Here is a 22,684-nt window from a genome sequence, read left to right as displayed (position 1 = left end):
GCGGGTGCCGCGCTCATCTGAAACGATCCCCCCGCCGACCGCCCCGCCCACCCGGCACACCGCGCCCACCGCGCCCTCCCCGCCCGTCGCGGCCCTGCTGCGCCGCCACCGGCACGCGGGCGAGCCGCTGTCCTGCGTACCGGTCGCCGAGGGCCTGCTCAACCGGAGTTTCCGACTCTCCACCACCCGCGGCACCTACTTCCTCAAGCAGCACCTGGACGCCCCCACCGCCGACCGCGCCACCATCACCCGCCAGCACCGCGCCACCCATCGGCTGCACGCCCTCGGCCTGCCCGTCGCCCCGCCGCTGCCCGACGCCACCGGCCGCACGGTCGCCGTCATCGGCGGCCACTGCTACGCCCTGCACCCCTGGATCGACGGCCGCCACCGCGACGGCACCCAGCTCTCCACCGGCTGCTCCCGGCGCCTCGGCACCCTCCTCGGGCAGGTCCACACCGCCCTCGACCGGGTCATGGAATCGCAGGCGGGACCGTCCGGGCCGTCCGGCACCGCCGCCGGAGACGTCTGCGCGAGCGCCGACCTCCAGGACACCTTCCGCGCCATCGACGAACTGATCCGCCTCGCCCGCGCACACCGCCCCCGTGACAGCTTCGACGCGCTCGCCGAGCACCGGCTCAGGGAGCGGCGCCGACTGCTCGCCCAGCACGCCCACCACCGCCCGCCGCCCGCGGCGGCCGCCGGCTGGGTGCACGGCGACTTCCACCCGCTGAACCTGCTCTACCGGGGCGCGGAGCCCGCCGCCATCGTCGACTGGGACCGGCTCGCGGTCCGGCCGAGGGCCGAGGAGGCGGTCAGGGCCGCCGCCATCTTCTTCGTACGGCCGGGCGGTGAGCTGGCCCTGGAGAAGGTGCGGGCCTACGCGCGCGCGTACCGCCGGGCGACCGGCGCGGACCGCGCCGAGCTGGCGGCGGCGGCCCACCGGGTGTGGTGGGAGCGGCTCAACGACTTCTGGACCCTGCACTGGCGCTACCGGCTCCACGACCGAAGGGCCGATCCGCAGTTCCCCGCGGTGTCGGCCCTGGCGGTCTGGTGGACCCACGAATACGCGGCGGTCCACGACGCCTTCACGGCGTGACCGGCGGACGCCGCGCCTGCGACTGGGGCTGACGGCGCCGCGTCGTCACGGCGTGAGGGCGCGGCGCCGCGTCGTACGTGCGCGGGCGCGTGCGCGGGCAGGCAGTGTCACGGCCGGAGCGGATGGCGCCGCCCGGTCGCCGGGTTCGTCAGCCCGTTTCCGCGTCGGACGGCGGGGTCGTGCCCGGGTTGCCGTTGCCGCCCGTCGGCTCGCCGCCGCCGGTCGTCTCGCCCCCGGTCGGCTCGCCCCCGGTCGTCTCGCCGCCCGTCGGCGTGTCCGTCGGCGTCGGCGTGCCCGTGGACGTGGTGGGCGGGGTGGTCGTCGGCTCCGTCGGCTCCTGCGGCGGCGGCGTCGTCGCGGGATCCGTCGGCTGGTACGACGTCTCCGGCGGCCACGGGTTCTGGGTCTGGCCGCCGTCCGTCCTGCCCGGGTCCTGTGACGGCTCCGCGGTGGTCTCCTGCGAAGGCGTGGGCTCCTCGGAGACCGTCGAGGGGGACTTGCTGACGGTGGGCGTGATGACGCCCTTCTCCCCGCCCTTCCCGCCCGCCTTGTCGAGCGCGAAGACGACTCCGGCGACGACGGCGATCAGCGCGAGCGCCGCGAACAGCCACACCTTGCCGCGGCCGCCGCCACCACGGCCCTGCGGGCCGTAGGACCCGTCCTGGACGTAGCCGCCGGAGCCGCCCGTACCGCCGCCGTATCCACCGCTGTATCCGCCGTCGTTCGGGTTGACCGGCGGCAGGAGCGGGCCCTGCGCGGTCTCGCCGTGCATGGGGTGCCCCATGGCGGCCGTCGCGGCCATGCCGCCGACCGGGGTGTGCCCGCCCTCGTGCATCTCGACCGGCCCGGTGTTCCACGTGCCGGTGTGGCCGCCCTGCTGCTGGAGCATCTGCAGGCCGTACTGGATGAGGCCGCGCATCTCCTCGGCGCTCTGGAACCGGTCGTCCGGCTCCTTCGCGAGCGAACGCATCACCAGGCCGTCGAGCTCCGGCGGCGCGCCCTGCGCCACGTCGGACGGCGGGATCGGCGCGTCCTGGACGTGCTGGTACACGACGGACAGCGGGGTCTCACCGGTGAACGGGGGCCGCAGCGCGAGCAGTTCGTAGAGGAGGCAGCCCGTCGCGTACAGGTCGGAGCGGTGGTCGACGGCCTTGCCGAGCGCCTGCTCGGGCGAGAGGTACTGCGGGGTGCCCATGACCATGCCGGTCTGGGTCATCGTCGACTGCGCGCCGTGCAGGGCGCGCGCGATGCCGAAGTCCATGACCTTGACGGCGCCGCCGTGCGTGATGATCACGTTCGCCGGCTTGATGTCGCGGTGCACGATGCCGTGCTGGTGCGAGTAGGCCAGCGCCTCCAGGACTCCGGAGACGATGATGAGGGCCTGCTCGGGCCCGGGGGCCTCGGCGCTGAGCAGCAGCTCGCGGATGGTGCGGCCCTCGACCAGCTCCATCACGATGTACGGCACGGGCCGGCCGGCCACGAGGTCCTCGCCGGAGTCGTACACGGCGACGATGGCGTGGTGGTTGAGCCCGGCGACGGACTGCGCCTCGCGGGTGAAGCGGGCCTTGGAGACCGGGTCCTCGGCGAGGTCGGCGCGGAGGAGCTTCACGGCGACCGTGCGGCCCAGCCGTACGTCCTCGGCGGCGAAGACCTCCGCCATGCCGCCGCGGCCCAGACGGTGGGTCAGGCGGTAGCGCCCGTCGCCGACGACTCCGCCGACGCCCCAGGACTCCGCCGACGCGTCCGGCACACCGCCACCTGATCCGGATTCGGGTGCCATCAGTCCTCGCCGTCGTCTGTCGTGCCGTGTCCAGTCGTCACGCTACAGGCTCCGTACGACATCACGGTCCGAGATGGACCGGCCATCCAACCCCGCCCGCGTACACCTGTGCAAATTCGACGCTTTCATCCGCCGCCGAGGAAACGGTTCCTGTGCGCAGGGTCACGGAACGGGCACCCGGCTTGACGTGTCACTGCCCTCGGGCAGACTTGGCCAGGAAAATCCGGATCAACGCCGCCACGCGCGCGTAGGGGGAAGCACAGATGAGCCAGGACGGCGCACAGGGCCGCTATGCGGGCGGTTCGGTCGCGGGCGGCCGGTACCAGCTGCGCGACCTTCTCGGCGAGGGCGGCATGGCGTCGGTGTACCTGGCCTACGACAGCGCGCTCGACCGGCAGGTCGCCATCAAGACGCTCCACACCGAACTCGGCCGCGAGCAGTCCTTCCGCGAGCGGTTCCGGCGCGAGGCGCAGGCCGTCGCGAAGCTGTCGCACACCAACATCGTCTCGGTCTTCGACACCGGCGAGGACACCCTCGACGGCGCCGTCATGCCGTACATCGTCATGGAGTACGTGGAGGGGCAGCCACTCGGCTCGGTCCTCGCATCGGACATCCGGCAGTACGGCGCGATGCCGGCCGACAAGGCGCTGAAGGTCACGGCCGACGTGCTGGCCGCCCTGGAGGTCAGCCACGAGATGGGCCTGGTCCACCGGGACATCAAGCCGGGCAACGTGATGACGACCAAGCGCGGCGTCGTCAAGGTCATGGACTTCGGCATCGCGCGCGCCATGCAGTCCGGCGTCACGTCGATGACCCAGACCGGCATGGTCGTCGGCACCCCGCAGTACCTCTCCCCCGAGCAGGCCCTCGGCCGCGCGGTGGACGCCCGCTCCGACCTCTACTCGGTCGGCATCATGCTCTTCCAGCTGCTCACGGGCCGGCTCCCGTTCGACGCCGACTCCCCGCTGGCCATCGCGTACGCGCACGTGCAGGAGGAGCCGGTCGCCCCGTCCACCGTCAACCGGGCGGTGACGCCGGCGATGGACGCGCTCGTCGCCCGCGCGCTGCGAAAGAACCCGAACGAGCGGTTCCCGAGCGCGGCGGCGATGCGCGACGAGTGCCTCCGGGTGCTCGCGGCCGGTCAGACCGGCGCTCCGGTGATCGTCCAGGGCGGCCCGGTCATCAGCGGCGCGGGTGTCGGCTCGGCGGTCTTCCCGCCCGTCGGCCAGACCCCGCCGCCGACCCCGCACCCCGGCCTGCCCGGGGTGCAGCAGCCCTACCAGCCGGGACCGTACGGCCCCGCGACCCCCGCGCCCGCGTACGGCTACCCGCAGGCGCCGACGCCCGCGCCGATGCAGTACCAGACGCCGGCCACTGCGGGCCCGGTGTCGTACCAGCCCCCCGGTCCCGCCTCGTACGCCCCGGCCCACACGTCGTCCTCCTCCTCGACGGGCGGCGGTTCACGGCGGACTCCGATGCTCGTGGGCGCGATCATCGCCGCGCTGCTCGCCGTCGGCGGCGTGCTCGTGGCACTCGACAGGAACAAGGACGACCCGGGCACGGAGGCGGGCGGCGCCGGAGGCACGGGAACGGACCAGAGCCAGACCGCGGCCCCGGGCCACAAGGGTCCTGACCTGACCAAGACGATCGACCCGAAGAAGTGCTCCCAGCCGAGGGAGTCGAGCGAGGACCCGGAGAAGTTCGAGGTACCGAACTTCACCTACAAGAACATCCAGTCGGTCAAGGACTGCGTCCAGGCCGCGGGGTGGAAGATCATGACCCAGACCCCGGTCGACGAGGCGACCTACGGCGAGGGCACGGTCCTGGAGCAGTACCCGCCGGCCGGTGAGGACATCACCGACAAGGACGCCGAGTTCACCCTCAAGATCTCGACGGGCAACCCGCCGCAGTAGCCCCCTAGACCCGCCGCGCACTCCGGCCCTCCTTCAGGGGTGCCGGTCCGGATCCACGTCGACCGGCCGGGCTTCGTCCGCTGACGCGCCTCCATGTCCGCCTGCCCGGGTCCAGGTGGGCCGACCCGGCTACGTCCGCCGACCCGGCTCCGTCCGCTGACCCGTCCCTACTTCTGTCGACCCCGTCCCGGATGCCGGAAACGTCCCGTCATGTGACGCTGAGTCGACCATCTCGGCTGCTCGGTACGGGAGGGGGTCACCCGGTGACTCCAGTACTCCGCAGGGCACGCGCGCGGGCCTACGGCCCCGCGCTGACCTGCGTGTTCACCTGCGCGTGCATGCTGTACGCCGCACCACTCGGGTCCGGGCGGGACCTGGCGTACGGGGTGGAGGCGCCCGGCGGTCCGGGGGGCACCACGGCCCCGCCGCCGGCGACCGGGACCAGTCCGGCGCCGTCACCCCCGCCACCCCCGTCGACCTCCCCTCCGGCTTCGGCGTCGCCCCCCGCCTCCACCTCGCCGTCCGCGACCGCCGCTCCCACCCGGTCCCCCTCCACGTCGGCCGCCGCTCCCACCCGGTCCCCCTCCACGTCGGCCGCCGCTCCCACCCGGTCCCCCTCCACGTCGGCCGCCGCGCCCTCCTCCGGCTCCGCTTCACCGGGGCGGCCCGGGGGTGCCGGTACGCCCCCGCCCCCCGCGCCCGCGCCTACCGGCACCGGGGCACCGGCCCCGTCCGCGTCGAACGCCGAGCCCAGCGACGCCCCCGCGCCCAGCGGCTCCGCCTCCCTGGCGGGCCGGCCGGCCGGTGAGGGGCGGACCCGGCCCGGGCGCTCCGTGCCACCCCGCCCCACGGAGCCCTCGCCGGACGACTCCCGTACCGAAACGGCAACAGACCCGCTGACCCCGGAGGCCGAAGAGGAGGAGGCCGAAGCGGTACGCGAGGAGGACCCGTTCCTGACGGAGGTGGCGCCCGCGAGTCGGCCCGGTGCCGCGCCCCGCGAGGCGGCCGAAGCCGTCCCCGCCCTCGCCGACCAGCGGATTCCCGTCCTCACGCTGGGCGTGGGACTGGCCCTGATGGGGCTCGGGATCGGTTTTCTCGGGGTGCGGATGCGCCGCCGCTGAGCCTCCCGGGCGTCCGGGTCCCCCTTGAGGCGGACCTGCCGCCTCCGTCCCAGGACGGTTGTCCGCCTCGGCATACCCGGTATACATACTGAGTATGTCGATCCGTCACGGGCTTCTCGCCCTCCTCGAACGCGGCCCTCGGTACGGCTCCCAGCTCCGTACGGAGTTCGAGTCCCGCACCGGTTCCACCTGGCCGCTCAACGTCGGCCAGGTCTATACGACCCTCAGCCGGCTCGAGCGCGACGGCATGGTCGCCCAGGGGGGTGAGGACACGGCGGGGCACACGCTCTACACGATCACCGACAGCGGCCGCGCCGAGCTCAGGACCTGGTTCGAGAACCCGGTGGACCGCACCAGCCCCGCCCGTGACGAGCTGGCCATCAAGCTCGCCATGGCCGTGGGAGCCCCCGGTGTCGACATCCGCGACGTCATCCAGTCCCAGCGCCGGCACACCGTGAAGGCCATGCAGGACTACACCCGCCTCAAGGCCCAGGCTCTCGTCGCCGTCGAGAGCAGCGCGGCGCGGGAACGGGACGACGTGGCCTGGCTGCTCGTCCTGGAGCAGCTGATCTTCCAGACCGAGGCCGAGGCGCGCTGGCTCGACCACTGCGAGTCCCGGCTGATCCGCCTGTCGACGGCGACGGCGACGGCGACGGCGACCTCCGCGAACGCGCCGGTCGCACCGGACGCCCATGCGGCCCCGCCCATGCCGGTCGCGCCGGGCTCCCCGGTCGCACCGCACGCACCGCACGCGCCGAGCGCGCCGCGCTCCGACCTCGGCCGCTGACCCCGGGGCCCGCGCGCCCCACCCCGTACCGCCGACGTACGACCCTTCCACCGCTCGTTCCCGTACCCGGCCGACCGCCGTGTACGTCCAAGGGGGACCCTTCATGTCCGCACAGCAGCCCGTGCTGCAACTCACGAACCTGACCCGCGTCCACGGCGCGGGCGCCACCGAGGTCCACGCCCTGCGCGGTATCGACCTCGCCGTGTACCCCGGTGAACTCGTCGCCGTCATGGGCCCGTCCGGCTCCGGCAAGTCCACGCTCCTGACCATCGCGGGCGGCCTGGACACCGCCACGTCGGGCCAGGTGATCGTCGAGAACACCGACATCACCACCGCCGGCGTCAAGGAACTCGCGGCCCTGCGCCGCCGCAGCATCGGATACGTCTTCCAGGACTACAACCTCATCCCGGCGCTCACCGCCGCCGAGAACGTGGCCCTGCCCCGCGAGCTGGACGGGACCTCCGCCCGCAAGGCGCGCGTCGAGGCCGTCGGCGCACTGGAGGAGATGGGACTCGGCCACCTCGCCGACCGCTTCCCCGACGAGATGTCCGGCGGCCAGCAGCAGCGCGTCGCCATCGCCCGCGCCCTCGTCGGTGACCGCCGCCTCGTCCTCGCCGACGAGCCGACCGGTGCCCTCGACTCCGAGACCGGCGAGTCCGTGCTCGCCCTCCTCCGCAGCCGCTGTGACGCGGGGGCCGCCGGCGTCCTCGTCACCCACGAGCCGCGGTTCGCCGCCTGGGCCGACCGCGTGGTGTTCCTGCGGGACGGTGCCATCGTCGACCAGACCGTGCGCAGCGAGGCCGATTCCCTGCTGTCGGGCCAGGTGGCTGAGGCGTGAAGACCTGGTTCCACTCCTGGCGGGCCGCTATCCGCATCGCCCGTCGTGACGCTTGGCGCTCCAAGGGCCGCAGCGCCCTCGTCCTGGCCATGATCGCTCTGCCGATCCTGGGTGTCAGCGCCCTCGATCTGACCTTCCGCAGCTCGGAGCTGTCCCCCGCCGAGCAGGCGACGAGGTCGATGGGCACGGCCGACGCGATATTCCGGGACGCCCACGTCGAGGGTGTCCCGATCTTCCAGGACCCGAGCGGCGAGATGCACACGCCGGTCACCGATTACAAGGACCGACCGTGGCCCAACGGCGCCACCGATGTCACCAAGGCCTTCCCCGCGGGTTCCACGGTCCTCAAGGACAGCTCCGGATCGGCCAAGCTGACCACGACCCACGGTCTGCTCACGGCCGACGTGCGTGAGCTGAAGGCGTCCGATCCGATGGCCCGGGGCATCATGACCCTCCTGTCGGGGCGCTTCCCGGAGAAGGGCGACGAGGTCATGGCGACCTCTCACTTCCTGGAAAGCAGCGGTCTGTCGATCGGCTCGACCCTTTCCGCCCGCAACTTCGACCGTCCGTATCGCATCGTCGGCTCCTACGAACTTCCCGACGCGCTCGCCGCCGACCAGGTCACCGCGCTGCCCGGGGCCTTCCTCGCCCCGTACGGCAAGGCAATCGAGAAGGCCGGCCTCTCCGCCCCCGAAACCTCCACCGCCTACCTGGTGGGCAAGCCGGGTGGTTTCACGTGGAACATGGTCAAGGAGATCAACGCCAAGGGCGTGGTCGTCGCCTCACGCGCCGTCCTCCTCGCCCCGCCCGCCGACGCCGAGGTGCCGCTCTACCAGAAGGAGAGCTGGGGCAGGTACGAGTCCAGCCCGGCGGCCGACGCCACCGAACTCGCCGCCATCGGGACCGTCGTGGGCCTGGCGATGCTGGAGATCTGCCTGCTCGCCGGACCGGCCTTCGCGGTCGGCGCCCGCCGCTCGCGCCGCCAGCTCGGTCTCGTCGGGGCCAACGGCGGTGCCCGCAGCCACATCCGGGCCATCGTGCTGAGCGGCGGCCTGGTCATCGGTGTCGCGGCCGCCGTCACCGGCACCGTCCTCGCGGTGATCCTCACCCTGGCACTCCAGCCGGTCCTCGAAGACATGATGAACCAGCGGTTCGGCGCCTTCGACGTCCGACCGCTCGAACTCCTCGGCATCGCGCTGCTCGCCGTTCTGACCGGTCTGCTCGCGGCGATCGTGCCGGCCGTCACCGCTTCCCGGCAGACCGTCCTCGCCTCGCTCACGGGCCGTCGCGGGGTCCGTCGCAGCAGCCGGGTGCTGCCGCTGATCGGTCTCGCGGCCGTCCTGCTCGGAGGGGCGATCGCCCTCTTCGGCTCCCTCTTCTCCGAGCAGTTCATCATCGTGGCGGGCGGCTCGGCGATCGCGGAGCTGGGCGTCGTCGCCATGACCCCGGCCCTGGTGGGCCTGTTCGGGCGGGCCGGGCGCTGGCTGCCGCTGTCGCCGCGGCTCGCGCTCCGGGACGCCGTCCGCAACCGGGGGCGTACGGCCCCGGCCGTCGCCGCCGTCCTCGCCGCCGTCGCGGGTACGGTCGCCGTCTCCACCTTCATGGCCAGCAGCGAGGCTCAGAACAGGGCCCGTTACGAGGCCCGGCTGCCGCACGGGGCGGTCTCCGCCTTCGTCCTGGAGGAAGGCGGCCGGGACGTTCCGGCGGTCCGCGAGGCCATCCAGCGCTTCTTCCCGGTGGACGTCCGGGCCGACGTCGAGCGCGTCTCGGTCGGAAAGCCCGGCTGTCCTCCCTGGGGCGGCGGAGCGGGCTGCGGCCGCTACGAGGTCGTGATCCCCCCGGCGAACGTGTGCCCGCTGTACGCGGTGCTCCCCGACGGCAGTGACCCCAGCGAGAAGTACACCCCCGAACAGCGCCGGAAGATGATCACCGAGGACTGGCGGTGTGCCTACTCCGACGGCAGCTACCTCCCCGTCGACGGCGGGCTGCTCGTGGGCGACGCCAAGGTCCTCCAGGTCCTCGGCATCGACGACCCGGGTGCGGTGAAGGCCCTGGACGAGGGCAGGATCGTCAGCTTCTCCCGAATGGAGATCGACAAGAACGGCGCCATCGGGATCAAGCAGATCACCGACATCGCCGCCGCCGACAGGGCCTCCGAGCAGGGCCGTCCCGTGCCCGGCAAGGTCAGCTCCGTCGCCGCCTACCTGGTGCCCGAGGGGCAGAAGTCCTACGGCGTCAGGGCACTGATGACCCCGGCCACCGCCAAGGCCGCCGGTCTCGCCACCCTGCCCGCGGGCTCGTACTTCAGCACCGAGCGGATGCCGGACGGCGAACAGCGCCAGAAGCTCGACGGCGAACTCGCCAAGCTCGGCAGCAGCGTCGAGGTGCACGTGGAGGAAGGCTTCGTCAACGACGACAGTCTCTTCCTGATCGCCCTGGCGATCTTCGCGGGCCTCGTGACCATCGGCGCCGCCGGCATCGCCACCGGCCTCGCCCAGGCCGACGCCGAGGCCGACCTCAAGACGCTCGCCGCCGTAGGCGCCCCGCCCCGGGTCCGCCGCACCCTCAGCGGCTTCCAGTGCGGAGTCGTCGCGGCGATGGGCGTGATCCTCGGATCGGCGGCCGGAGTCCTCCCGGCGATAGGCCTTCGTCTCACCGACGAACGCGAACAGATCCGCTACTACGAGGAGGCGCTCCTCCAGGGCTGGGACAACGGCCTGTCCGGCCCGCCGTACGTCCCGATCGTCATCCCCTGGGAGACCCTCGCGGGCCTGCTCATCGCCGTCCCGCTGGGCGCCGCGCTGCTCGCCGCCCTGGTGACCCGCTCACGCGGTGCGCTGGCCCGGCGCGAGGCGACCTGACGGTCTTCGTTGCCGTCCTGTGCCCCTGTACGAGGGTGGATCACCCTCGTACAGGGGCACACCCCGTGGTGACGCACGTGTACGAGAGAATGGCGGCATGGAGATGCCGAGGAATGACAGGTCGCAGGAGAGCCCCCAGGTCCTCATCGTGGGACAGGACGGGATGGCGCTCGGCGGCACTCAGGGCGACGACGAACCCCGCGAGGTCCCGGTGACGGAAATGGTCGAGCAGCCTGCGAAGGTCATGCGGATCGGCAGCATGATCAAACAGCTCCTGGAGGAAGTACGCGCGGCACCTCTCGACGAGGCCAGCCGGGTGAGGCTCAAGGACATCCACGCGAGCTCCGTGAAGGAGCTGGAGGACGGACTCGCGCCGGAGCTGGTCGAGGAACTGGAGCGGCTCTCGCTGCCGTTCACGGACGAGGCGATCCCCTCCGAAGCGGAGCTGCGCATCGCGCAGGCCCAGCTCGTGGGCTGGCTGGAGGGCCTCTTCCACGGCATCCAGACCGCGCTGTTCGCCCAGCAGATGGCGGCCCGCGCGCAGCTGGAGCAGATGCGCAGGGCGCTGCCTCCGGGTGCGTCGCACGACGAGGACGACGACGACCGCGGCCCCGGCCACCCGGTCCGCTCGGGTCCGTACCTGTAGGCAACCGGAAGACGGAAGGGGCCCGGCACACACGGTGTGCCGGGCCCCGTTCTTCGTGGGCGCGTCAGGCGGGGGCGCGAGGCGCGGCTGAGGACCAGGTGCCCGGCGCTCGCGCTCCGGCGGCGTCAGGTCCGGGGGGCGAGGAGCAGCACCTTGCCGACGTGGCTGCCGGACTCCAGCGCACGGTGCCCCTCGGCGGCATCCGTCAGCGGCACCGTACGGTCGACGACCGGCCGGACCGTACCGGCACCGATCAGCGGCCAGACGTGCTCCCGTACGGCGGCGACGATCGCCGCCTTCTCCTGCGGCGGGCGGGAGCGCAGTGTCGTCGCCATGACGGCGGCGCGCTTCGCGAGCAGCGCCCCGAGGTTCAGCTCGCCCTTCACCCCGCCCTGGAGTCCGATGACGACGAGGCGGCCGTTCACGGCCAGCGCCTTCACGTTCCGCTCCAGGTACTTGGCACCGACGATGTCCAGGATGACGTCCGCGCCCGCTCCGTCGGTGGCCTTGTGCAGCTCCTCGACGAAGTCCTGCTCGCGGTAGTCGATGAGGATGTCCGCGCCGAGGTCGGCGCAGCGCGCCAGCTTCTCGGGACCTCCCGCGGTGACCGCGACCCGCGCCCCGACCGCCTTGGCCAGCTGCACGGCCATCGTGCCGATCCCGCTCGCCCCGCCGTGCACGAGCAGCGTCTCGCCCGGCCGCAGGTGGGCGATCATGAAGATGTTGGACCAGACGGTACAGGCGACCTCCGGGAGCGCGGCGGCCGTGGCCAGGTCGACGCCCTCGGGGACGGGGAGCAGCTGGCCGGCCGGGACGGCCACCTTCTGCGCGTAACCGCCGCCGACGAGCAGCGCGCACACCTCGTCGCCGACGGCCCAGCCGGATACTCCCGGGCCGAGGGCGGTGATCCGGCCGGAACACTCCAGGCCGGGGTACGGGGAGCTGCCCAGTGGCGGGTCGTAGAAGCCCTGGCGCTGGAGCAGGTCGGCGCGGTTGACGGCGCTCGCCGCGACCTCGACGAGCACCTCTCCCTCGCCGGGTACGGGATCGGGCACCTCGGCCCAGACGAGGGCCTCGGGGCCGCCGGGTTCCGGAATCGTGATCGCATACATGGCGGCGAGGCTACTCCCGCCGCCGTCCGGGGCGTGGTGGTCCTGGCCCCGGCGGGCGAGGACGCTCCCGACCCCGGGGCGGGGCGGCCGCTCCCGCTTCAGTCCTCCCGCGGTGTGCTGAGCCGGGTGACCGGCACCGCGCGCACGATGGTGATCAACCGGTCGGTCAGCTGGAGCGGATTGGCCGCGGGGTCGTCGTACCCGAGGAGCCGGTGGCCACGGAGCACACTCACCACCAGGTCGCCGGTCTCCCGCGGGCTCTTGCCCACCTCGCTCTTGGTCACCGGGCGTTCCACCAGGTCGAGACCGGATCCCTGCTGGATCAGGTCCTCCATGACCGTGCCGGCGCTGGGGCTCAGCACGGAGAGGCCGAGCAGGCGCCCGGCGGCGCTGGCGCTGGTGATGACCGCGTCCGCACCGGACTGGCGCAGCAGCGGCGCGTTCTCCTCCTCGCGGACGGCGGCGACGATCTTGGCGCCCCGGTTGAGCTGGCGGGCCGTGAGGGTGACCAGGACGGCCGTGTCGTCGCGCTGGGTGGCGATGACGATCTGCCGGGCCCGCTGCACCTCGGCGCGGAGCAGCACATCGCTGCGGGTCGCGTCACCGATGACGCCGACGAATCCGTCCGCGTTCGCCGTCTCGATCACCTTGCTCGACGGATCGACGATGACGATCTGTTCCTTGCTCAGGCCGGTCGCGCAGAGGGTCTGGATCGCGGACCGCCCCTTGGTACCGAAGCCGACGATGACGGTGTGGTCGCGCAAGGTGGACCTCCAGCGGTTCAGCCGGAACTCTTCGCGGGTCCGCTCCGTGAGGACCTCGAGAGTGGTGCCGACCAGGATGATCAGAAACAGCACGCGCAGGGGCGTGACCAGCAGGATGTTGGCGAGCCGCGCCGAGTCGCTGTACGGGACGATGTCGCCGTACCCGGTGGTGGAGAGCGTGACGGTCGCGTAGTAGGCGCAGTCGAGGAAGTCGAGCGTCTCGTTGGCGTTGTCGTGGTAGCCCTCACGGTCGACGTAGACGATGAGGACCGTCAGGGCCAGCACACCGAGCGCCATGAGCAGGCGTTTGCCGACCTGGCGCAGCGGCCGCTCGACCTCCTGGCGGGGCAGCGTGACCCGAGGGCCGGAGAGTTTCTCGTCCGCGTGGCGGGCCATCACGTCACGACTGGGAAGTTTCACGTGAAACACGCTCCTTGGGCCGGCACGGCCCCCGCTTCGGTCGGCCAGGGAAGGTCGAGGATGTCCAGCTCCTGGCCGGGCCGCGCGCCGCCGGGCGGCACGACGGCCAGCCCGTCCGCCGCGGCGATGCCCCGGAGCATGGCCGGTCCGTTGTAGCGCAGGGGTACGGCCTGCCCGCCACGGCGGACGACCGGGACGAGCCGCGTGTCGTACGGATGCCCGTGCACCTCGCCCTGAACGGCGGCGCGGGGCGGAGCCGGGGACGGGGCCGAGGACGGAGACGGGGACGGGGACAGGTTCGCTCCGGCTTCGGCCCCCTTGAGGGCCGTGAGCAGGGGCTCGGCGAGGGTGAGGAGTCCGGAGACGGCCGCGAGCGGATTGCCGGGGAGCCCGACGAGATGCCGGACGGGACGACCCGGGGCGGGTTCGGCGTCGAGGCGGGCGAGCAGCATCGGGTGACCCGGGCGGACTTTCACCCCGTCGACGAGGAGGGTGGCGCCCGCCTTGCCGAGCACCCCGTGGACGTGGTCCACGGGCCCGGCGGCGGTCCCGCCGGTGGTGACGACGAGATCGGCGGGGGAGCCGGTCACGGCGGCGTACAGCTCCTCGGCGTCGTCACCGATACGGCGGGTGGCGAGCACGTCGGCGCCGAGCGCGGTCAGCCAGGGGCCGAGCATCGGGCCGAGGGCGTCACGGATGAGCCCCTCGTGGGGGAGGCCCGCCGTGAGCAGTTCGTCGCCGAGGACCAGGATCTCCACGCGTGGGCGGGACGGCACGGGCAGCTCGTCGTACCCGGCGGCGGCGGCGAGGCCGAGTACGGCGGGGGTCACGGTGGTCCCCGCGGGAAGCAGCTCGTCGCCCGCGCGGCACTCCTGGCCCCGGGGACGGATGTCCTGCCCCGGAACCACGTCACGCAGGGCGTGCAGCAGGAGGGCGGGGTCGGTTCCCGCTCCCACCTGCTCGGGACGGGCGCCTGCGATACGGGCGTCTTCGAGCCCGGCGTCTTCGAACCCGGCGTCTTCGACAGGCGAGGGCTCGGTACGGGAGGGCTCGGTACGCGAGTGTTCGGTACGGAGGACGGCGGTGGTCCCGGCGGGGACGCGGGCGCCGGTGGCGATCCGTACGGCCTCCCCGGCGACCGACACGTGCGCGGACGCCTGCCCGGCGAGCACGGCGGCGTCCTCGCGCACCCTCCAGGGGCCGGGGCCCGCGACCGCCCAGCCGTCCATGGCGGAGGTGTCGAAGGGCGGCAGGTCGGTGAGGGCGAGGAGCGGCTCGGCAAGGACCTGGCCGAGTGCCCGCCCGAGGGGAACGCCCAGCGGAGCCCGGCCGTCCCGGGCGGCGGCCCCGGCGCGTACGGCGGCGGCTCGCGCCTCGGGCCAGGCGGTGGCCCGGTGCGGCTGGCCGGCGCGCGCGTCGGTGGCGGCGCCCGGGGCCACCGGGGCGGGTTCCTTCAGGTTCATCCGGCCTCGTCCTGCTCGGCGGCCCAGCGCTGGGCCAGCGCGGCGGCCTTGCGGGCGGCCTCGGCGACCGCCTCCGGACCGCCCTCGGCGCCCGCGCGCGCCGCCGCGTACCCGACCAGGAAGGTGGTCAGGGGCGCGGCGGGGCGGGCCACTCCGTGGGCGGCGTCACGGGCCAGGTCGAGCAGCACGCCGGTGTCGACGTCCAGCTCGATACCCAGTTCGTCCTTGACTGCGGTGATCCATTCATCCAGCACGGTCCCATGCTCCCTGATGCGGGCCCGGGCCGTGGCGATGTCCTCCCAGGTGTCGCAGTCGAAGGAGGCCAGGGGGCCACCGGCGACCCGGACGGGGCGGAGCACGTGGGTGAGGTGGCGCAACGGCAGGTGGGCGAGGCCTCCATGGTCCCGCGTGAGACGACTCAGCTCACGTCGGAGCGGCCCCGTCCGGTAAGCGGCGACGAGCGGTTGGTCCCTTCCCTCGGCGTCGACGAGGAGCGCGACCTCCGACTCGGGTGCCCCGTCGAGCGCCGTCACGAGGTCCCGGACGGTGTCCCCGTCCAGGAAGGGAAGGTCGGCGGAGAGAACGAGGAGGACGGCGGCCTCCGTCTCCCGGACGCCGGCGTCGAGGGCGGCCACCGGCCCGCCGCCGGGCGGCTCCTCCCGGGTCCAGCGCACGGGGCGGGCCGTCGGGCGCGGAGCGCCGACGACCACGGTCAGGTCCGCGTCGGGGCATGCCCCGAGGACGCGGTCGAGCAGGGGCCTTCCCCCGACCCGTACCGCGGGCTTGTCGGAACCGCCGAGGCGCCGGGCGGCGCCCCCGGCGAGCACGACGGCGTCGTAGGCGGTGGTCACCCCAGCAGTATGGGGCGCGGTGTCCGACGAGTGCCCGGCGCGTCCCACTCAGAGAGACGGAGCGCGCCGGACGGACGGCCTCCACGGACGGGCGAGCCCTCCTCGGGCGGCCCGGGAACTCCGAGGAGCCCGAGCGGCCCGCGGAGCCCGAGGAGCCCGAGGAGCCCTAGGAACGCTGCGGGAGGCGTCCTCCACCGCCGGGCCGCCACGGGAGGGCGCGGCCCGGACCGGTGCGGGCCGTCAGAGCGTGCGGAGCAGGACCGCGGGCTGCTCGACGCAGTCCGCCACGTACCGCAGGAAACCGCCCGCCGTCCCGCCGTCGCATACGCGGTGGTCGAAGGTGAGGGAGAGCTGCACCACCTGACGGACGGCCAGTTCGCCCTGGTGCACCCAGGGCTTGGGGATGATCCGGCCGACGCCGAGCATGGCGGCCTCGGGGTGATTGATGATCGGCGTGGATCCGTCGACCCCGAACACCCCGTAGTTGTTCAGGGTGAACGTGCCACCCGTCAGATCGGCCGGGGTGAGCGCGGACTGCCGGGCCGACTCCGTCAACCGGGCGAACTCCGCCCTCAGCGACTCGGCCGTGCGGGCCCCCGCGTCCTTGACCACGGGGACGACGAGACCGCGCGGGGTCTGGGCGGCGAAGCCGAGGTGCACGGCGGGCAACCGCACGATCTCCCTGGCGGCGGTGTCCACGGTGGAGTTGAGCTCGGGGAACCGGGCCAGGGCATGGACGCAGATCCGGGCGAGGAGCGCGAGCAGCGAGATCTTCGGCCCGCCCGCCGCGTTCATCGCCGAGCGTGCCGCCATCAGCTCGGTCGCGTCGGCGTCCACCCAGCAGGTCGCGTCCGGGATCTCCGTACGGCTGCGCGACAGCTTGTCCGCCACGGCGCCACGGACCCCGCGCAGCGGAATCCGCTCACCGGCCGTGGCGACGCCCGCCGGAGCGGCGGCGACCGCGGGCGCCTGGGGGGCTTGGGGGGCCTGGGGGGCGATCGCACGGTCCAGGGCCGTGAGGGCCAGCTCCACATCGGCGCGCAGGATCAGCCCCTCGGGCCCCGATCCCCGCACCTCCCGGAGGTCGAGCCCCCGGTCCCTGGCCAGCTTCCGCACGAGCGGTGAGATGACCGGCACCGGGCCCTCGTGCACTCCCGCACCCACGCGGGCGGACGCCGAAGCCGGTGAGGCGGTCGCCGAAGCGGGAGCGACGGACGCCGGAGCGGCGGCGGGCGGCGCCGATGCGGCGGACGCCGTAGACCCGGCCGTGCCCGTCAGGGCCGTCGCGGTGGCGGGCTCGGACGTCCGCGCCACGGCCGGGCTCTCGTGCCGCACTCGACGGCGCCGGGCGGCGGGTCCCGCCGTGCCGTAACCGACCAACACGTTGCCCGAGTACTCGGACGAGACGGCGGAAGCGGCGGCCTCGTCCGAGGCGCCGGAAGCCGCGGGGACGGAAGCCGAGGGGACGGGCGCCGAGGCGCCGGAAGCCGCGGCGGCCCCGTTCCCGCCCGCGTCCGCGTCCGTACCGCCCACCGCGACCGTCAGAAGCGGCGCGCCGACGGGCAGCTCCGTGCCCTCCTCGCCGTACCGGGCGGTGACGACACCGCCGTACGGGCAGGGCACCTCGACCATGGCCTTGGCCGTCTCGACCTCGACGACCGGCTGGTCGATGGCGACGACGTCGCCGACGGCGACCAGCCAGCGGACGATCTCCGCCTCGGTGAGCCCCTCCCCGAGGTCGGGCAGCTTGAACTCGAGCACTCGCGCCATCAGCTTCCCGCCTCCCACTGCAGCCGCGCCACCGCGTCCAGGACCCGGTCCACGCCGGGCAGATGGTGCCGCTCCAGCATGGGCGGCGGATACGGGATGTCGAAGCCCGCGACCCGCAGCACCGGTGCCTCCAGGTGGTGGAAACAGCGCTCGGTCACGCGCGCGGCGATCTCCGCGCCGGGGCCGCCGAACCCGGTCGACTCGTGGACCACGACCGCGCGGCCGGTGCGCCGCACCGAGGCACAGACGGTCTCGTCGTCGAAGGGCACGAGCGAGCGCAGGTCGACGACCTCCAGGTCCCAGCCCTCGGCCTGCGCGGCCTCCGCGGCCTCCAGGCACACCGGCACCGAAGGGCCGTAGGTGATGAGGGTGGCGCCGGTGCCCCGCCGCCGTACGACGGCCTTGCCGATCGGCTCCACGCGCGCGGGGGCCTCGGGGGACCAGTCCGACTTGGACCAGTAGAGCCGCTTGGGCTCCAGGAAGACCACGGGGTCGTCGGAGGCGATGGCCGCGCGCAGCAGCCCGTAGGCGTCCTCGACGGTGGCCGGCGTGACGACATGCAGGCCGGGGGTGGCCGTGTAGTAGGCCTCGGAGGAGTCGCTGTGGTGCTCGACGCCGCCGATCCCGCCGCCGTAGGGGACACGGATGACGATCGGCATCGGCATCGCGCCGCGGGTGCGGTTCCGCATCCGCGCCACATGGGAGATCAGCTGCTCGAACGCCGGGTACGCGAACGCGTCGAACTGCATCTCGACGACCGGCCGCAGGCCGTACATGGCCATGCCGACGGCCGCGCCGAGGATGCCCGCCTCGGCCAGCGGGGTGTCCGTGCAGCGGTCCTCGCCGAACTCCTTGGCGAGCCCGTCGGTGACCCGGAAGACGCCGCCGAGCGTGCCGACGTCCTCGCCCATCACATGGACGGTCGGGTCCTCGGCCATCGCGTCACGCATGGCGCGCTGGAGCGCCTGCGCCATCGTGGCCGGCTTCGGCCTGTTGCCGTTCCCCGCGGTCCTGTCCGCCGTGGGTCCGGTCGTCGCCGTCGTCATCACGCCTCACCCTCGGCATCGAGCTCGGCGCGCAGCTGCGCCGCCTGTTCGCGCAGCTGTGTGGTCTGCTCCGCGTACACATGGGCGAAGAGGTCCATCGGGTCGAGCACCGGGTCGGCGTTCATCCGCTCGCGCAGCTCCGCGGCCATCGTCTCGGCGGCCTCCGCCGCCGCGCGCCTGCCGTCCTCGTCGAGCAGGCCACGCTTGGTCAGTTCCCTCTCCAGGATGAGGATCGGGTCGTGCGCCCGCCAGGTCTCGACCTCGCCTGCCGCACGGTAGCGGGTGGCGTCGTCGGCGTTGGTGTGGGCGTCGATCCGGTAGGTGACGGCCTCGACGAGGGTGGGTCCGCCGCCGCGCCGCGCACGGCTCACGGCCTCGGTGAGTACCTGGTGGACGGCGACCGCGTCGTTGCCGTCGACGAGCCGGCCGGGCATCCCGTATCCGACGGCCTTGTGGGCGAGGGAGGGGGCGGCGGTCTGCTTGGCGAGGGGCACGGAGATCGCGAAGCCGTTGTTCTGCACGAAGAAGACCACCGGGGCCTGCCAGACGGCCGCGAAGTTCAGCGCCTCGTGGAAGTCGCCCTCGCTGGTGCCGCCGTCGCCGACCATGGCGAGCGCGACCACGTCGTCGCCCTTGAGCCGGGCCGCGTGGGCGAGGCCCACCGCGTGCGGGAGCTGGGTGGCCAGCGGGGTGCAGAGCGGTGCGATGCGGTGCTCGTGCGGGTCGTAGCCGGTGTGCCAGTCGCCGCGCAGCAGGGTCAGGGCCTGCACGGGGTCGAGGCCGCGGGCGACGGCCGCCAGGGTGTCGCGGTACGAGGGGAAGAGCCAGTCCCGGTCCTCCAGGGCGAGGGCGGCGGCGATCTCGCACGCCTCCTGGCCGGTGGTGGACGGGTACACGGCGAGGCGGCCCTGCTTGGTGAGGGCGGTGGCCTGCGTGTTGTACCGGCGGCCGCGGACCAGCTCCGCGTAGAGCCGGAGCAGCAGCGCGGGGTCGGCGTCGGACACGGCGTCCGTGCCGAGCACGCGCAGCGGCTCGGTGTCGGGCAGCAGCGGGGCGGGGTCGGTGCGCGGCTGCCATGCCGGCGGGGTGGGCCGGTGGGCGGTGACGGCACCGGGCGGCTCTTGGACTGTCGAACTGCGCTGTTGCAACGAGTCCACCTCCTCGTGGGAGCGGGCATGACACCCGAAGGCGGGTGGCGCGAGTGTGGTGCGCCTCACCTACCGATTGTTCGGTCGTGGAGGCATTTTGGCTACAGGCACCACCAGCCTGTGGACAAACGGTTCTCCACAGCCTGGGATATGAGCAGGTCGTCCATCGGAGAGAGGCGGGGGCACATGGCGGATGAACAAATGGCCGTCGACCGGAGCGGGGCTCCGGGCGACGGGACGAGCGACGAGGCGGCCGGTGGCGCGAGCGGCGACCTGGGCGGCGCCCTCGGCGGAGCCGAGCCGGAGGTGCCCGGCGAGGTCCTGAGCGCCCCCGTCGGCACGCCGACGGGCGCCCTGCCGGCCCGCCCGCTGGACGCGATCGACAGGGACATTCTCCGCCTGCTGCAGGCGGACGGTCGCGCCTCGGTACGCTCCGTAGCCGAACGGGTGCACGTCTCCCGGGCCAATGCCTACGCGCGCATCAACCGGCTCATCGACGACGGGGTGATCCGCGGCTTCAGCGCCCGGGTCAACCACGAGCGCGCCGGGCACGGCGCCTCCGCCTACATCACGCTCAAGATCGTCCAGAACTCCTGGCGTACGGTCCGCGAGCAGCTCAAGACGCTGCCGGGCGCCACACACATCGCGCTGGTCAGCGGCGACTTCGACGTCCTGCTCCTGGTGCACACACCGGACAACCGGACCCTGCGCGAGCTGGTGCTCACCCGGCTCCAGGCGATCCCGGAGGTGCTGTCCACCCGCACCCTGCTGGTCTTCGAGGAGACGGACCTCAACACCGACCCGCGCGCCTGAGCCCACAGGAACCGGGCCTGCCCCTGGGAAGGCCCTCAGCCGCGCCCTCAGCCGTCCCCTCAGCGGGCCGTCCGCAGCCCGTCGAAGGCCAGACGGGCGACGGTCTCCGCGAGCTGCTCCCGCTCCGCCGTCGCGTCCGGATGCGGCCGGTACCACTCCACCAGAGAGTTGATCATGCCGAAGAGGAGCCTGGTGGCGAGCCGGATGTCCACATCGGCCCTCAGATCGCCCTCATCGGCGGCGGCCTTGAGCAGTTCGGCCACCCTGTGGTCGAACTCGCGACGCCGCTCCATGGCCCACCGCTCGGTGCTCGTGTTGCCGCGCACCCGAAGGAGCAGCGTCACGTACGGCAGCTCCGCGATCAGCACCTCGACCGTCCGCCGCGTGACGTACTCGACCCGCTCGACGGCCCGGCCACGCCCGGCGCCCGGCTCGTCGAGGATCGCGAAGAGCCCGTCGAGCGCCCGGCTGACCGCCCGCCGCAGCAACTCCTCCTTGCCGGACACATGGTGGTAGATCGACGACTTGGAGATCCCGGCCGCCTTGGAGAGGTGCTCCATGGAGGTGCCGTCGTAGCCGCGCTCGTTGAAGATCCGGACGGCGACCGAGAGCAGCGTCTCGGGGGTGTACGTGTCGCGCTTCACGGTGGTCATCGGGAGTCCTCCGCCTCCTCGGCGTACCCCCGGCGCACGAGGGCGACGCTCGGCGCGTACCGCCCCGTCGGGTACCGCTCGTGCAGCTCCCCCAGGAGCCCGGACATCCGCTGGTATCCGACGTTCGCGGCCCACTCCAGCGGGCCGACGGGGTAGTTCACCCCGAGCCGCATCGCCGTGTCCACGTCCTCGGCGGTCGCGACGCCCCTGTCGACCGCGTCGGCCGCGATGTCGGCCAGCATGGCGACCGTACGGGCCACGATCATGCCGGGCACGTCACCGATCACGGAGACCTGCTTGCCGAGGGCCTGGAAGAGGCCCACGGCCTTGTCCAGGGTCTCGGGCGAAGTGCCCTCCCTGGTGGAGAGGACGATCCGGCTCGCGCGCGCGTAGTCCAGCGCGAGGTCGAAGTAGACGATCTCCTCCCGGGGGTACTCGAAGGAGCTCTCCCCGTCCGCGAGGTTGAGCTCACCCCCGCCGGGCAGCTCGATGAATCCGAAGCCCTTCTTGCGCCGGACCTCGATCCCCGCCTCCTCGAAGAGCCCCACCAGCGGCTCCGCGGGTCCCAGGTCACCCCGCACGACGATCTTCGTGGGGGCCTTCGCCGGCGGCGCCGTGTGCGGCTCCGGCCGCTCGGCGCCCTCCGCGTACGAGAACCAGCCCTGGCCCGTCTTGCGACCGAGGCGCCCGGACTCCACGAGCCGCCGCTGTGCGAGCGAGGGCGTGAACTTCGGGTCCCGGTGGAAGGACTCCCACACGGACCGGGTGACGGCCTCGTTGACGTCCTGGCCGATCAGGTCCGTCAGCTCGAAGGGGCCCATGCGGAAGCCGCCGCAGTCGCGCAGGGCCGCGTCGATGGTGGCGGGGTCGGCGGCGCCCTCCTCGTAGATCCGCAGGGCCTCCGCGTAGAAGGGGCGCGCGACCCGGTTCACGATGAAGCCGGGGGTGTCCGCGCAGCGCACCGGCGTCTTGCCCCAGGCCTTCACCGTGTCGTACGCCCGCGTGGCGACGTCCGGGTCGGTGGCGAAGCCGCTGACGACCTCGACGAGCGGGAGCAGCGGCGCCGGGTTGAAGAAGTGCAGCCCGACGAACCGGCCGGGCAGCCGCAGCCCTCCCGCGATGGCGGTGACGGAGAGGGAGGAGGTGTTGGTGGCGAGGACGGCGTCGTCGCCGACGACCTTCTCCAGGTCGGCGAAGAGCTGCTGCTTGACGGGGAGCAGTTCGACGATCGCCTCGACGACGAGCGCCGCGTCCGCGAGTTCGGCCAGGTCCTCCGCGGCGTGCAGCCGCCCGACGGCGGCCTCGCGCGCGGTGGCGTCCAGCCGGCCCTTCTCGACGAGCCGGTCCAGGCGGGCGGTGAGGGCGGCCACGGCCTCCCCCGCGCGGCCCGGGGCGCTGTCGTAGAGGCGCACGGGGTGGCCGGCGACCAGGGCGACCTGGGCGATGCCCTGGCCCATGGTCCCCGTGCCCACGACGGCGACGGTGCGGTCCTGCGCGAGGGCGGTGGGCTCACTGGCGGTCACGTCGTCGCTCCCCCTGACGGTCACGTTGGCGCTCATAGGGGTGATCCTCCCCGATGGGTTTTCCACAGGATCGACGGAC

General features: G+C 73.4%; 19 protein-coding genes. 9 read left to right on the top strand and 10 right to left on the bottom strand.

Translation table 11 applies throughout. The features are described 5' to 3' along the window. The first annotated feature begins 4 nt into the window (after positions 1-4). A complete protein-coding gene (locus ACFWV2_RS00780; RefSeq protein WP_384399595.1) occupies positions 5-1,096 on the top strand; it encodes a phosphotransferase in 1,092 nt (363 codons plus the stop codon). Between the two features lie 148 nt (positions 1,097-1,244). Here the strand turns inward: ACFWV2_RS00780 and ACFWV2_RS00775 are convergent, their stop codons facing one another. Continuing rightward, positions 1,245-2,876: a protein kinase gene (locus ACFWV2_RS00775; RefSeq protein ID WP_384399592.1), complete on the bottom strand. Its 1,632-nt coding sequence runs from the start codon at positions 2,874-2,876 to the stop codon at positions 1,245-1,247. Between the two features lie 263 nt (positions 2,877-3,139). Between ACFWV2_RS00775 and ACFWV2_RS00770 the strand changes: the two genes are divergently transcribed. The 7 genes from ACFWV2_RS00770 (at position 3,140) to ACFWV2_RS00740 (ending at position 11,042) form a co-directional block, all read left to right on the top strand. Beyond that, the gene (locus ACFWV2_RS00770; RefSeq protein WP_384399589.1) at positions 3,140-4,789 is read left to right on the top strand and encodes a protein kinase; all 1,650 of its coding nucleotides are present in this window, start codon (positions 3,140-3,142) and stop codon (positions 4,787-4,789) included. Between the two features lie 334 nt (positions 4,790-5,123). Further along, complete coding sequence (locus ACFWV2_RS00765; protein ID WP_384399586.1) at positions 5,124-5,597, top strand: hypothetical protein; 474 nt, start codon at positions 5,124-5,126, stop codon at positions 5,595-5,597. 25 nt (positions 5,598-5,622) lie between these two features. After that, complete coding sequence (locus tag ACFWV2_RS00760; RefSeq protein ID WP_384399583.1) at positions 5,623-5,910, top strand: hypothetical protein; 288 nt, start codon at positions 5,623-5,625, stop codon at positions 5,908-5,910. 94 nt (positions 5,911-6,004) lie between these two features. Further along, entirely contained in the window at positions 6,005-6,697 is a 693-nt protein-coding gene (locus ACFWV2_RS00755) for a PadR family transcriptional regulator (protein ID WP_384399580.1), read from the top strand. Between the two features lie 103 nt (positions 6,698-6,800). Then, positions 6,801-7,535 (top strand): ABC transporter ATP-binding protein, encoded by a 735-nt coding sequence (locus ACFWV2_RS00750; protein WP_360788351.1) that lies wholly within the window; start codon positions 6,801-6,803, stop codon positions 7,533-7,535. Beyond that, a complete protein-coding gene (locus ACFWV2_RS00745; protein WP_384399577.1) occupies positions 7,532-10,396 on the top strand; it encodes an FtsX-like permease family protein in 2,865 nt (954 codons plus the stop codon). Before ACFWV2_RS00750 ends, ACFWV2_RS00745 begins: the two co-directional genes overlap by 4 nt. Before the next feature lie 97 nt (positions 10,397-10,493). After that, entirely contained in the window at positions 10,494-11,042 is a 549-nt protein-coding gene (locus ACFWV2_RS00740) for a bacterial proteasome activator family protein (RefSeq protein WP_384399574.1), read from the top strand. 125 nt (positions 11,043-11,167) lie between these two features. On the opposite strand, the gene ACFWV2_RS00735 is transcribed toward ACFWV2_RS00740, so the two are convergent. From ACFWV2_RS00735 to pdhA, 7 genes are all read right to left on the bottom strand, one after another. Next, on the bottom strand, positions 11,168-12,154 hold the full coding sequence (locus ACFWV2_RS00735) for an NAD(P)H-quinone oxidoreductase (RefSeq protein ID WP_384399571.1): 987 nt from the start codon (positions 12,152-12,154) through the stop codon (positions 11,168-11,170). 98 nt (positions 12,155-12,252) lie between these two features. Then, positions 12,253-13,314 (bottom strand): potassium channel family protein, encoded by a 1,062-nt coding sequence (locus ACFWV2_RS00730; RefSeq protein ID WP_384400310.1) that lies wholly within the window; start codon positions 13,312-13,314, stop codon positions 12,253-12,255. 20 nt (positions 13,315-13,334) lie between these two features. Beyond that, the gene (locus tag ACFWV2_RS00725; RefSeq protein WP_384399568.1) at positions 13,335-14,801 is read right to left on the bottom strand and encodes a molybdopterin molybdotransferase MoeA; all 1,467 of its coding nucleotides are present in this window, start codon (positions 14,799-14,801) and stop codon (positions 13,335-13,337) included. Next, positions 14,798-15,652, bottom strand: coding sequence for an NTP transferase domain-containing protein (locus ACFWV2_RS00720; RefSeq protein ID WP_384399565.1), 855 nt, complete (start codon positions 15,650-15,652; stop codon positions 14,798-14,800). The genes ACFWV2_RS00725 and ACFWV2_RS00720 overlap by 4 nt, the downstream gene beginning before the upstream one ends. Positions 15,653-15,892: 240 nt before the next feature. Then, a complete protein-coding gene (locus tag ACFWV2_RS00715; protein WP_384399562.1) occupies positions 15,893-17,422 on the bottom strand; it encodes a dihydrolipoamide acetyltransferase family protein in 1,530 nt (509 codons plus the stop codon). Beyond that, positions 17,422-18,468 (bottom strand): alpha-ketoacid dehydrogenase subunit beta, encoded by a 1,047-nt coding sequence (locus ACFWV2_RS00710; RefSeq protein WP_384399559.1) that lies wholly within the window; start codon positions 18,466-18,468, stop codon positions 17,422-17,424. Before ACFWV2_RS00710 ends, ACFWV2_RS00715 begins: the two co-directional genes overlap by 1 nt. Further along, entirely contained in the window at positions 18,468-19,625 is a 1,158-nt protein-coding gene (gene pdhA / locus ACFWV2_RS00705; RefSeq protein WP_384400307.1) for a pyruvate dehydrogenase (acetyl-transferring) E1 component subunit alpha, read from the bottom strand. Before pdhA ends, ACFWV2_RS00710 begins: the two co-directional genes overlap by 1 nt. A gap of 177 nt (positions 19,626-19,802) precedes the next feature. Here pdhA and ACFWV2_RS00700 point away from each other — a divergent pair, with 177 nt between their 5' ends. Beyond that, positions 19,803-20,429 carry an Lrp/AsnC family transcriptional regulator gene (locus tag ACFWV2_RS00700; RefSeq protein ID WP_384399556.1) on the top strand — a complete coding sequence of 209 codons (627 nt, stop codon included), beginning with the start codon at positions 19,803-19,805 and terminating at the stop codon, positions 20,427-20,429. A 59-nt stretch (positions 20,430-20,488) separates the two neighbouring features. On the opposite strand, the gene ACFWV2_RS00695 is transcribed toward ACFWV2_RS00700, so the two are convergent. Together ACFWV2_RS00695 and ACFWV2_RS00690 are read right to left on the bottom strand one after the other, a co-directional pair. Further along, the gene (locus ACFWV2_RS00695; protein WP_384399553.1) at positions 20,489-21,082 is read right to left on the bottom strand and encodes a TetR/AcrR family transcriptional regulator; all 594 of its coding nucleotides are present in this window, start codon (positions 21,080-21,082) and stop codon (positions 20,489-20,491) included. Further along, positions 21,079-22,641 (bottom strand): 3-hydroxyacyl-CoA dehydrogenase, encoded by a 1,563-nt coding sequence (locus ACFWV2_RS00690; RefSeq protein ID WP_384399550.1) that lies wholly within the window; start codon positions 22,639-22,641, stop codon positions 21,079-21,081. The genes ACFWV2_RS00695 and ACFWV2_RS00690 overlap by 4 nt, the downstream gene beginning before the upstream one ends. Positions 22,642-22,684: the final 43 nt, after the last annotated feature.

It is taken from the genome of Streptomyces sp. NPDC058671 (genome assembly GCF_042716475.1).
Lineage (GTDB): Bacteria > Actinomycetota > Actinomycetes > Streptomycetales > Streptomycetaceae > Streptomyces.
Note: the sequence above shows the minus strand (reverse complement) of the source record. Positions and strands in the feature narration are given on the sequence as shown.

Bases quoted from the DNA above. Each gene is read 5' to 3' on its own strand.
- ACFWV2_RS00730 (WP_384400310.1), bottom strand. From the start codon at position 13,314: ATGGCCCGCCACGCGGACGAGAAACTCTCCGGCCCTCGGGTCACGCTG.
- ACFWV2_RS00770 (WP_384399589.1), top strand. From the start codon at position 3,140: ATGAGCCAGGACGGCGCACAGGGCCGCTATGCGGGCGGTTCGGTCGCG.
- ACFWV2_RS00715 (WP_384399562.1), bottom strand. From the start codon at position 17,422: ATGGCGCGAGTGCTCGAGTTCAAGCTGCCCGACCTCGGGGAGGGGCTC.
- ACFWV2_RS00750 (WP_360788351.1), top strand. From the start codon at position 6,801: ATGTCCGCACAGCAGCCCGTGCTGCAACTCACGAACCTGACCCGCGTC.
- ACFWV2_RS00695 (WP_384399553.1), bottom strand. From the start codon at position 21,082: ATGACCACCGTGAAGCGCGACACGTACACCCCCGAGACGCTGCTCTCG.
- ACFWV2_RS00775 (WP_384399592.1), bottom strand. From the start codon at position 2,876: ATGGCACCCGAATCCGGATCAGGTGGCGGTGTGCCGGACGCGTCGGCG.
- ACFWV2_RS00740 (WP_384399574.1), top strand. From the start codon at position 10,494: ATGGAGATGCCGAGGAATGACAGGTCGCAGGAGAGCCCCCAGGTCCTC.
- ACFWV2_RS00725 (WP_384399568.1), bottom strand. From the start codon at position 14,801: ATGAACCTGAAGGAACCCGCCCCGGTGGCCCCGGGCGCCGCCACCGAC.
- ACFWV2_RS00690 (WP_384399550.1), bottom strand. From the start codon at position 22,641: ATGAGCGCCAACGTGACCGTCAGGGGGAGCGACGACGTGACCGCCAGT.
- ACFWV2_RS00710 (WP_384399559.1), bottom strand. From the start codon at position 18,468: ATGACGACGGCGACGACCGGACCCACGGCGGACAGGACCGCGGGGAAC.
- ACFWV2_RS00700 (WP_384399556.1), top strand. From the start codon at position 19,803: ATGGCGGATGAACAAATGGCCGTCGACCGGAGCGGGGCTCCGGGCGAC.
- ACFWV2_RS00755 (WP_384399580.1), top strand. From the start codon at position 6,005: ATGTCGATCCGTCACGGGCTTCTCGCCCTCCTCGAACGCGGCCCTCGG.
- ACFWV2_RS00735 (WP_384399571.1), bottom strand. From the start codon at position 12,154: ATGTATGCGATCACGATTCCGGAACCCGGCGGCCCCGAGGCCCTCGTC.